This is a genomic window from Mycobacterium sp. E802 (assembly GCF_001666875.1).
Taxonomy (GTDB): domain Bacteria; phylum Actinomycetota; class Actinomycetes; order Mycobacteriales; family Mycobacteriaceae; genus Mycobacterium.
Genome location: NZ_LZJD01000162.1, coordinates 156,265 through 166,652, shown reverse-complemented (window position 1 = coordinate 166,652; position 10,388 = coordinate 156,265). Strand labels below are relative to the sequence as shown.

At 65.9% G+C, this 10,388-nt stretch carries 11 protein-coding genes; all 11 read left to right on the top strand.

Translation table 11 applies throughout. The features are described from left to right. The coding region (locus A5699_RS24280; protein ID WP_157561425.1) for an alpha/beta hydrolase at positions 1 to 600 on the top strand (600 nt) is incomplete at its 5' end. A 27-nt stretch (positions 601 to 627) separates the two neighbouring features. Next, positions 628 to 1,449, top strand: a complete 822-nt coding sequence (locus A5699_RS24275; protein WP_067775071.1) for a DsbA family protein — start codon at positions 628 to 630, stop codon at positions 1,447 to 1,449. Then, positions 1,446 to 2,072, top strand: a complete 627-nt coding sequence (locus tag A5699_RS24270) for a vitamin K epoxide reductase family protein (RefSeq protein WP_067775068.1) — start codon at positions 1,446 to 1,448, stop codon at positions 2,070 to 2,072. Before A5699_RS24275 ends, A5699_RS24270 begins: the two co-directional genes overlap by 4 nt. Positions 2,073 to 2,106: 34 nt before the next feature. Then, positions 2,107 to 5,529, top strand: coding sequence for a pyruvate carboxylase (locus A5699_RS24265; RefSeq protein ID WP_067775065.1), 3,423 nt, complete (start codon positions 2,107 to 2,109; stop codon positions 5,527 to 5,529). Next, positions 5,526 to 6,080: a 16S rRNA (guanine(966)-N(2))-methyltransferase RsmD gene (gene rsmD / locus A5699_RS24260; RefSeq protein ID WP_082957856.1), complete on the top strand. Its 555-nt coding sequence runs from the start codon at positions 5,526 to 5,528 to the stop codon at positions 6,078 to 6,080. The genes A5699_RS24265 and rsmD overlap by 4 nt, the downstream gene beginning before the upstream one ends. Before the next feature lie 36 nt (positions 6,081 to 6,116). Then, positions 6,117 to 6,593 (top strand): pantetheine-phosphate adenylyltransferase, encoded by a 477-nt coding sequence (gene coaD / locus A5699_RS24255; RefSeq protein WP_067775059.1) that lies wholly within the window; start codon positions 6,117 to 6,119, stop codon positions 6,591 to 6,593. Positions 6,594 to 6,678: 85 nt separating this feature from the next. Beyond that, complete coding sequence (locus tag A5699_RS24250; protein WP_067775056.1) at positions 6,679 to 7,245, top strand: hemerythrin domain-containing protein; 567 nt, start codon at positions 6,679 to 6,681, stop codon at positions 7,243 to 7,245. A gap of 138 nt (positions 7,246 to 7,383) precedes the next feature. After that, complete coding sequence (sepIVA, locus tag A5699_RS24245) at positions 7,384 to 8,121, top strand: cell division protein SepIVA (protein ID WP_067775052.1); 738 nt, start codon at positions 7,384 to 7,386, stop codon at positions 8,119 to 8,121. 67 nt (positions 8,122 to 8,188) lie between these two features. Further along, a complete protein-coding gene (locus tag A5699_RS24240) occupies positions 8,189 to 8,806 on the top strand; it encodes a DUF177 domain-containing protein (protein WP_067775049.1) in 618 nt (205 codons plus the stop codon). Beyond that, the gene (gene rnc, locus A5699_RS24235) at positions 8,803 to 9,507 is read left to right on the top strand and encodes a ribonuclease III (protein WP_067775046.1); all 705 of its coding nucleotides are present in this window, start codon (positions 8,803 to 8,805) and stop codon (positions 9,505 to 9,507) included. The genes A5699_RS24240 and rnc overlap by 4 nt, the downstream gene beginning before the upstream one ends. A 6-nt stretch (positions 9,508 to 9,513) precedes the next feature. Further along, the gene (gene mutM, locus A5699_RS24230) at positions 9,514 to 10,380 is read left to right on the top strand and encodes a bifunctional DNA-formamidopyrimidine glycosylase/DNA-(apurinic or apyrimidinic site) lyase (RefSeq protein WP_067775043.1); all 867 of its coding nucleotides are present in this window, start codon (positions 9,514 to 9,516) and stop codon (positions 10,378 to 10,380) included. The last annotated feature ends 8 nt before the right edge of the window (positions 10,381 to 10,388 follow it).

Sequence of the window (10,388 nt, the reverse complement as noted above, 5' to 3'; positions counted from 1 at the left end):
TACCGGCTCGCGCCCGAGCACAAGGCGCCGGCCGCCCTCGACGACGCCTACGCCGCCTACCGCTGGGCGCTGGACCACGCCGCGGGCCTGGGTGCCACGCAGATCGTCGTCGGCGGTGACAGTGCCGGCGGCAACCTGGCTGCCTTGGTGGCCCTGCAAGCCCGCGACTCGGAGCTGCCGCTGCCTGCCCTGCAGCTGCTGCTCTACCCGGTCACCGACTGGTCCAGCGACACGCGGTCCAAGACGTTGTTCGCCGACGGTTACTTCCTGACCGATCGCGATATGCGCTGGTTCGCCGAGCACTACCTCGACGGCGCGGAGGTGGCGGCGTCGGATCCTTTGGTATCACCGCTGCTCAGCGAAGACCTCTCCGGCTTGCCGCCCGCTCTCGTGATCACCGCGGGCTTCGATCCGCTACGCGATGAGGGGAACCGGTACGCCGAGGCGATGCAGGCGGCCGGTGTGGTGGTGGATCTCCGCGAAGAACGGTCGATGATCCACGCGTTCGCCAACTTCTTCCCGCTCGGCGGCGGCAGTGTCACCGCCACGAGCGCCATGATCTCAGCGGTGCGGGCACATCTCAGCCACGCCGAAAGCTGACCTGGCCTCGCCGGTACGCTGGTCGGCGTGGCCAAACCGAAGAAGACCGCGAAGTACGACCTCAAGGCGGCTGACCGCAAGCGCAACCTGTGGGTTCAGATCGGGCTGACAGCCGTGGTGGTGCTGTTCGCGGTCGGTCTCGTGCTCTACATCGTGATGACGGGCCACAAGCGCCCGGCGTCGGGTGAGGCCCGGGCGGTGCACGTGGCCGCACCGAACGTGATCACCGAAGAAGGAACGTCTGACCCCAAGGTGACGATCAGTCTCTACGAGGACTTCCTGTGCCCGGCCTGCGGCCATCTGGAGCAGCTCTTCGGTCCGACCATCAACAAGCTGATCGATACCGGGGCCGTCGCCGTCGACTACCACATGGTGGCGATCCTGGACAAGGCCGGTAACGGCTACTCGTCGCGCGCCGGTGGTGCGGCGTACTGCATCGCCGACGAGTCCGTCGACGCGTTCCGCCGCTTCCACTCCGCGCTCTACACGCCTGGAATCCAGCCGGAGGAGGGCAGCGGTATCTACCCGGACAACGCCCGGATCATCGAGCTCGCCCGTCAGGCCGGTGCCGGCGGCGACGTGCCCGATTGCATCACCAAGGGCCGCTACGTCGAGATGGTGCAGGGCATGGCCGCGGCCACCGGTATCAATTCGACCCCGACCGTTCAGATCAACGGTGAGGAATACCAGCCCACCACTCCTGACGCGCTGATCGCGAAGGTCCGGGAGATCGTCGGCGACCTGCCGGAGCTGAAGGGCCCCGCGCCCGCCCCGGCCGCACCCGCACCCGCACCCGCACCCGCGGCTCCCGCACCCGCCCCTGCTTCACCGGCGCCGGCCAACCCATGAGCGACACCGCGTCGTCCGAGATCGACGAATCGGTAACCGAGAACGCGGCGGGACCGGCCGTCGGGCGGGCGGGCGCGGTCTGGATTCTGATTGCCGGCGTGCTGGGCCTGGCCGCTGCGCTGGCGCTGACGATCGAGAAGATCGAGCTGTTGATCGATCCGTCTTATGTGCCGTCCTGCAGCATCAATCCGGTGATCTCCTGCGGCTCGGTGATGACCACGCCACAGGCTTCGGTATTCGGTTTCCCCAACTCGCTGATCGGCGTGGTGGCCTTCTCCGTCACCCTGGTCACCGGGGTACTGGCCGTTGCGGGAGTTCGGCTACCCCGGTGGTACTGGGTGGGATTGGCTCTGGGCAGCCTGCTCGGCGTCGTCATGGTGCACTGGCTGATCTTCCAGAGCCTTTACCGGATCGGTGCCCTGTGCCCGTACTGCATGGTGGTGTGGTCGGTGACCATTCCGCTGTTCGTGGTGGCGAGTTCCATCGCCCTGCGCCCCCTGTCCACCAACGCGGCCGCCCGGGCGATCTACCAGTGGCGCTGGTCGATCGTGACGCTCTGGTTCACCTCACTTGTCCTGTTGATCCTGGTGCGTTTCTGGGAATATTGGTCAACTCTGCTGTAACACTCCAGAAATAACTCGGCGGTTAGGTCTACCCGTGATTTCCAAGTTGTTGGTCGCCAATCGTGGCGAGATCGCTATTCGTGCGTTTCGTGCTGCGTATGAGTTGGGCATTGCGACGGTGGCGGTGTATCCGTATGAGGATCGCAATTCGTTGCATCGGTTGAAGGCTGATGAGTCGTATCAGATCGGTGAGGTCGGTCATCCGGTGCGGGCTTATCTGTCGGTGGACGAGATCATCCGGGTGGCGCAGCATTCGGGGGCTGATGCGATTTATCCGGGGTACGGGTTTTTGTCGGAGAACCCGGAATTGGCCTCGGCGTGTGCGCAGGCGGGGATCACGTTTGTGGGTCCGGGTTCGCAGGTGTTGGAGCTGACCGGCAACAAGTCGCGGGCGATCGAGGCGGCGCGGGCGGCGGGGTTGCCGGTGTTGGCGTCGTCGGCGCCGTCGTCGTCGGTGGATGAGTTGGTCGCGGCGGCAGCCGATATGGAGTTCCCGCTGTTCGTCAAGGCGGTCTCCGGGGGTGGTGGGCGTGGGATGCGCCGGGTCACCGATCCTGACGCGTTGGCCGAGGCGGTGGAGGCGGCCAGCCGTGAGGCGGAGTCGGCGTTTGGTGATCCGCAGGTGTATCTGGAGCAGGCGGTGATCAATCCGCGCCATATCGAGGTGCAGATCCTGGCTGATACCGCCGGCAATGTGATGCATTTGTTCGAGCGGGATTGTTCGGTGCAGCGGCGGCATCAGAAGGTGATCGAGCTGGCACCGGCTCCGAATCTGGATCCTGCGTTGCGGGAACGGATTTGCGCCGATGCGGTGGCGTTCGCCCGCCAGATCGGGTACTCCTGCGCGGGCACGATCGAGTTCCTGCTCGACGAGCGTGGCCATCATGTGTTCATCGAGTGCAATCCGCGGATTCAGGTGGAGCACACGGTGACCGAGGAGATCACCGATGTGGATCTGGTGGGTTCGCAGTTACGGATCGCGGCGGGGGAGTCGCTGGCCGATCTGGGGTTGAGTCAGGACACTCTGGTGATTCGGGGCGCTGCGATGCAGTGCCGGATCACCACTGAGGATCCGGCCAACGGGTTCCGGCCGGATACGGGGCGGATCACGGCGTATCGGTCGCCCGGTGGTGCGGGGGTGCGCCTGGATGGTGGCACCAATGTCGGGGCCGAGGTGTTGGCGCATTTCGATTCGATGTTGGTGAAGTTGACGTGTCGGGGGCGCGATTTCTCCACGGCGGTGGCTCGGGCCCGACGGGCGTTGGCGGAGTTCCGGATTCGTGGGGTGTCGACGAATATCCCGTTCTTGCAGGCGGTGATCGAGGATCCCGATTTCCGGGCCGGGCGGGTCACTACCTCGTTCATCGACGACCGTCCGCAGTTGTTGACCGCGCACACCCCGGCCGATCGCGGCACCAAGATCTTGAATTACCTGGCCGATGTCACGGTGAACAAGCCGAACGGGGAGCGTCCGTCGGCGGTGTATCCGCAGGACAAGTTGCCGGAGTTGGACTTGTCGGCGGTGCCGGCGCCGGGTTCCAAGCAGCGGCTGGTGCAGCTGGGCCCGGAGGGTTTCGCGGCGTGGATGCGTGATTCCAAGGCGGTCGGGGTCACTGACACCACGTTCCGTGATGCCCATCAGTCGTTGCTGGCCACCCGCCTGCGTTCGACGGGGTTGTTGAAGGTGGCGCCGTATGTGGCGCGGATGATGCCGCAGTTGCTGTCCATCGAGTGTTGGGGTGGGGCGACTTATGATGTGGCGCTGCGGTTTTTGAAGGAAGATCCGTGGGAGCGGTTGGCCGCTTTGCGTGAGGCGGTTCCCAACATTTGTCTGCAGATGTTGTTGCGGGGCCGCAACACCGTGGGCTACACCCCGTATCCGGAGTTGGTCACCAGCGCTTTCGTGGATGAGGCGACGCGGACCGGGATCGATATTTTCCGGATCTTCGATGCGCTCAACAATATCGAGTCGATGCGTCCGGCCATCGATGCGGTGCGGGAGACGGGGACGGCGATCGCCGAGGTGGCGATGTCGTATACCGGGGATTTGTCTGACCCGGCCGAGAATCTGTACACGCTGGATTACTATCTGCGCCTGGCCGAGCAGATCGTCGATGCGGGTGCGCATGTGTTGGCGATCAAGGACATGGCCGGGTTGTTGCGGCCGGCCTCGGCGCACACGTTGGTCAGTGCGTTGCGTGCCCGGTTTGATCTGCCGGTGCATGTGCATACCCATGACACCCCCGGTGGGCAGTTGGCGACGTATCTGGCGGCTTGGCAGGCCGGCGCGTCGGCGGTGGACGGGGCGGCCGCACCGCTGGCGGGCACGACCAGTCAGCCCGCACTGTCCTCGATCGTGGCTGCGGCGGCGCACACCGAGTATGACACCGGGCTGGATCTGGGTGCGGTGTGTGAGTTGGAGCCGTATTGGGAGGCGTTGCGAAAGGTCTACGCGCCCTTTGAGAGTGGTTTGCCGGCGCCGACGGGGCGGGTGTACACCCACGAGATCCCCGGTGGGCAGCTGTCGAATCTGCGCCAGCAGGCGATTGCGTTGGGCTTCGGAGATCGGTTCGAGGAGATCGAGGCCAATTACGCGGCGGCTGACCGGGTGTTGGGTCGGTTGGTGAAGGTGACCCCTTCCTCGAAGGTGGTCGGGGATCTGGCGTTGGCACTGTTGGGTGCGGGGGTCAGTGCCCAGGATTTCGCTGCCGACCCGGCCCGTTATGACATTCCCGACAGCGTGATCGGTTTCCTGCGCGGCGAGCTGGGCGATCCGCCAGGTGGGTGGCCAGAGCCGTTGCGCACCAAGGCTCTTGACGGCCGCGGCCCGGCCAAACCGATCCAGGACCTCTCGGTCGAGGACGAGGCGTTGTTGGCCGCGCCCGGCCCCAAGCGGCAGGCGGCGCTGAACCGGTTGCTGTTCCCCGGTCCGACCAAGGAGTTCGAGGCCCACCGTGAGGAGTACGGCGATACCTCGGGGCTCAGTGCCAACCAGTTCTTTTACGGGCTGCGCTACGGCGAGGAGCATCGGGTCGAGCTTGAGCGTGGGGTGCAGTTGCTGATCGGGTTGGAGGCCATCTCCGATGCCGACGAGCGGGGCATGCGCACCGTGATGTGCATCCTCAACGGGCAGCTGCGTCCGATCACGGTGCGTGACCGCAGCATCGCCAGTGAGGTCCCGGCCGCCGAGAAGGCCGACCGCAACAATCCCGATCATGTGGCCGCCCCGTTCGCCGGTGTGGTCACCGTCGGAGTCGCCGCCGGCGACACCGTCGAAGCCGGTGCCACGATCGCCACCATCGAGGCGATGAAGATGGAAGCCGCGATCACCGCCCCCAAGGCCGGAACCGTCGAACGTGTCGCGGTCAGTGCCACCGCACAGGTCGAGGGCGGCGACCTGCTGGTCGTGGTGACCGGTTCGGCGGGCAGGAGCGAAGCGCCCGGGGAATCGACCTGACCCGCATCATCGCGGGGGCACACGGTGGGCGCCGCATTGCGGTGCCCCGCAAGGGAACCCGGCCGACGTCCGATCGCGTCCGCGAGGCCGTGTTCAACTCGCTCACCGCGAGGCTGGATTTCGCCGGGTTGTCAGTACTTGATCTGTACGCCGGGTCGGGAGCGCTCGGTCTGGAAGCGCTCTCGCGTGGTGCGGCTTCGGCACTTTTCGTCGAGGCCGATCAACGTGCCGCCACCGTCATCGCCGAAAACATTGCCGCCCTTGGCTTCCGCGCGGCCACGGTGCGCCGGGGCAGTGTCGAGACCGTGCTCGCCGCCGGTGGTGCGCGGCCGATGGATCTGGTGTTCGCCGACCCGCCCTATGACCTCGACGACGCTGCGGTCGACGCGATGCTCACCGCGTTGGCCGACGGCGGCTGGGTGGCTGCCGACAGCTTTGTGCTGGTGGAACGGCGCGCGTCGAGCCGGCCGGTGAACTGGCCGCCGGGCTGGGACGCGCTGAGTAGCCGACGCTACGGTGACACCCGCGTCGAACTCGCGGAGGTGGGCTAGCGCCGGGGAATGTGGCGGCCTGTACCGTCGTGACTCATGAGTGGCGCGGTATGCCCCGGCTCCTTCGATCCGGTGACCCTCGGTCATGTCGATGTTTTCGAGCGCGCGGCGGCGCAGTTCGACGAGGTTGTGGTGGCGGTTCTGGTGAACCCCAACAAGAAGGGCATGTTCGACGTCGACGAGCGGATGGCGATGATCGCCGAATCGACCGCGCATCTGCCGAATCTTCGGGTCGAGTCCGGTCAGGGTCTGGTGGTCGACTTCGTCAAGGCGCGCGGTCTGACCGCGATCGTCAAGGGTCTGCGCACCGGCACCGACTTCGAATACGAGTTGCAGATGGCTCAGATGAACAAGCACGTCGCCGGTGTCGACACCTTCTTCGTGGCCACCACGCCGCAGTATTCCTTCGTGTCGTCGTCGTTGGCCAAGGAGGTCGCCTCGCTCGGCGGTGACGTGTCGGCGTTGTTACCCGAGCCCGTCAATCGCAGGCTCCGGGAAAAGCTCGGCGGTTAGCCTTCCCACCACGGCGGGTATCTGATGTCCGAGGCGCTCAGCCCATGCGCCGTGACATCGAAATCCGATCATCCGGAGGTCCGCCGTGCCGAACACATTCGTTCAATCCACCGATGACGTCGTGAAGTTCCTCAAAGACCAGCACAACCTGATCAAGGACCTGTTCGAGGAAGTCTTTTCCGCCTCCACCACCGAGGCCCGGGAGAAGGCGTTCGTCGAACTACGCCAGTTGCTGGCGGTGCACGAGACAGCCGAGGAGATAGTCGTGCATCCGCGGGTGCGCCGCGAGCTCGCCGCCGGCGACGAGATCGTCGACAGCCTCCTGCAGGAGGAACACACGGCCAAGGAGCAGCTCGCCGCGCTGGAGAGCATGGACATCGGGTCCGACGGATTCCTCACCGAGCTCGCGAACTTCCGGGACGCCGTGATCGACCATGCCGAACACGAGGAGCATGACGAATTCGACAAGCTGCATCGCAAACTCGACGCCGACGATCTCGAACGGATGGTCAAAGCCGTCAAGGCCGCCGAGTCGATCGCGCCCACCCGACCGCATCCAGGCGTCGAATCGGCCGGGCTGAATTTCGCTGTCGGGCCGTTCGCGTCGATGCTCGACCGGGCTCGGGATCTGATCGGTTCGGCCTTGAGATAAGCGGCCGCCGCGCCGTGGTCCGGAGTGATCGCGCTCACGCAGGCCAACCGTCGGGGCGACACACCGATTGTGCTCCCAAGTCACAGGCGTAACACCAGGCACACTGGTCACTAACAACGAGGCCTGGAGGGTTTTGCCGTGTACCGAGTTTTTGAAGCGCTCGACGAGCTCGGCGCGATCGTCGAAGAAGCGCGTGGTGTGCCGATGACCGCCGGTTGCGTGGTGCCGCGTGGTGATGTGCTCGAGCTGATCGATGACATCAAGGACGCGATCCCCGGCGAGCTCGACGATGCCCAGGACGTGCTCGATGCCCGCGATTCGCTGTTGCGGGAAGCCAAGGAGCACTCCGAATCGGTGATGTCCAAGGTCAATGCCGACGCTGACGGCATGATCAACCACGCCCGCAGCGAGGCCGACCGGCTGCTGGCCGATGCCAAGGCGCAGGCCGACCGGATGGTTGCCGAAGCACGTGCGCACAGCGAGCGCATGGTCGGCGAGGCACGTGAAGAGGCCGCGCGTCTCGCCGCCGTGGCGAAGCGCGAGTACGAGGCCAGCACCGGCCGGGCGAAGGCCGAAGCTGACCGGCTGATCGAGAACGGCAACCTGTCCTACGAGAAGGCGGTCCAGGAGGGCATCAAGGAGCAACAGCGTCTGGTGTCGCAGACCGAGATCGTGTCCACCGCGACGGCCGAGGCCACCCGCCTGATCGACTCCGCACACGCCGAGGCCGACCGCCTGCGCGGGGAGTGCGACATCTACGTCGACAGCAAACTGGCCGAGTTCGAGGACTTCCTCAACGGCACGCTGCGCTCGGTCGGTCGTGGCCGTCACCAGCTACGCACCACCGCCGGTACGCACGACTACGCCACCCGCTGACCGTTTTCCCGGTTTGTCGACGCGCACTGCGTCATGGTGCGTACTGACGCCGCCGTAGGATTGATTCATGGCGACGGGTGCGAAATCGGGTGGACAGGGGGCAACTGGACGGCACGGTGATTCCCGATCGCCTTTGGTGATCGACGTCGCGCGACTGGGCCGGCGGCCGGGTTCGTTCCTGACCCACCGCGACACGGTGCCCAGCCCCGTACGGATCGGGGTCGAGCTGGTGGCCATTGCCGAGGGTGCTCCGCTGGAACTGGACCTGCAGTTGCAGTCGGTGTCCGAGGGCGTCCTGGTCACCGGCACGGTGTCGGCGCCCACCGTCGGAGAATGCGCGCGGTGCCTGACCGAACTCACCGGTGACGTCGAAATCGATCTCACCGAGCTGTACGCATACCCGGACAGCGCCACCGACGAGACCACCGAGTCCGACGAGGTGAGCCGGGTCGGGTCGGCCGGTCAGGCCGACACGGTCGACCTGGAGCAACCGATCATCGATGCGGTCGGGCTGGCGTTGCCGTTTTCCCCGCTGTGCCGTGCGGACTGCCCCGGACTGTGCCCGGACTGCGGGGTCGCATTGGCCACCGCCGAGCCGGGTCACCACCACGACAAGATCGACCCCCGCTGGGCGAAGCTGGCCGCGATGCTGCCCGACGACGAGCGCCCCGGGGACCAGAAGTGAGCGATTCGCACGCGGCACTGCTGGAGTCTCTTGGCGTCGAACTTCCCTCCGAACTACTCACCATCGCGCTGACCCACCGCAGCTTTTCGTACGAAAACGGTGGCTTACCGACCAACGAGCGGTTGGAATTCCTCGGCGACGCGGTCTTGGGATTGACGATCACCGAGGAGCTCTACCACCGCCACCCCGAACGTTCCGAAGGCGATCTGGCCAAACTGCGGGCCAGCATCGTCAACACCCAGGCGCTGGCCGATGTCGGCCGTGGTCTGACCGAGAGCGGCCTGGGCAGCCACCTGTTGCTGGGTAAGGGAGAAGAGAACTCCGGGGGCGCCGACAAGTCCAGCATTCTCGCCGACGGCGTCGAATCCCTGCTCGGGGCAATCTATTTGGAGCACGGACTGACCACCGCTCGGGAGGTGATCCTGCGGCTGTTCGGTCAGTTGCTCGACACCGCCCCGACGCTGGGCGCGGGCCTGGACTGGAAGAGCAGCCTGCAGGAGCTGACGGCTTCACGAGGCCTCGGTGCACCCAGCTATGTGGTGACCTCCACCGGACCCGACCACGACAAAGAATTCTCGGCGGTCGTGGTGGTGGCCGACGTCGAATACGGCCGGGGTGTGGGGCGTAACAAGAAAGAGGCCGAACTCAAGGCGGCCGCCGCGGCCTGGAACGCGCTGGACAAAACCCTCGACAATGCGTGACAACCGATGCCAGAACTACCCGAGGTAGAGGTCGTCCGCCGCGGTTTGGCCGAACATGTTGCGGGCAAATCCATTTCGGCGGTACGCGTGCATCATCCCCGCGCCGTGCGCCGTCACGAGGCCGGCCCGGCCGACCTCACCGCCCGGCTGTTGGGGGCGCGCATCACCGGAACCGGGCGCCGCGGCAAGTACCTGTGGTTGAACCTGGCCGAGGAGGACAGCGAGGACGCCACCGAGGCGTTGGTGGTGCACCTGGGGATGAGCGGGCAGATGCTGCTGGGCCCGATCCGTGACGACCGGCATCTGCGGATCGCCGCGCTGCTCGACGACGGCACCGCGCTGAGCTTCGTCGATCAGCGGACGTTCGGCGGTTGGCAGCTGGCCGATCTGGTGACGGTGGACGGCACCACCCTGCCGGAGCCGGTCGCGCATGTGGCACGTGACCCGCTGGACCCACTGTTCGATCGCGACAAAGTGGTAACGGTGTTGCGGCGCAAGCATTCCGAGATCAAGCGTCAGCTGCTCGATCAGACCGTGGTCTCCGGAATCGGGAACATCTACGCCGACGAGGCGCTGTGGCGCACCAAGGTCAACGGTGCCAGAACGGCTGCCTTGCTGCCGCGCCGCAGGCTGGCCGAGATACTCGACGCAGCCGCGGCGGTGATGACCGATGCGCTCAGCCAGGGCGGTACGTCGTTCGACTCTCTGTATGTCAACGTCAACGGCGAATCGGGGTACTTCGAGCGGTCCCTGGACGCCTATGGCCGCGAAGGCGAGCCGTGCCGCCGGTGCGGCGCGGTGATGCGCCGTGACAAGTTCATGAACCGGTCATCGTTCTACTGCCCGAAATGTCAGCCCCGGCCCCGGGGCTGACACCCTCC

Coding starts and splice junctions, on each gene's coding strand:
- A5699_RS24270 (WP_067775068.1), top strand. CDS start 1,446: ATGAGCGACACCGCGTCGTCCGAGATCGACGAATCGGTAACCGAGAAC.
- coaD (WP_067775059.1), top strand. CDS start 6,117: ATGAGTGGCGCGGTATGCCCCGGCTCCTTCGATCCGGTGACCCTCGGT.
- mutM (WP_067775043.1), top strand. CDS start 9,514: ATGCCAGAACTACCCGAGGTAGAGGTCGTCCGCCGCGGTTTGGCCGAA.
- A5699_RS24240 (WP_067775049.1), top strand. CDS start 8,189: ATGGCGACGGGTGCGAAATCGGGTGGACAGGGGGCAACTGGACGGCAC.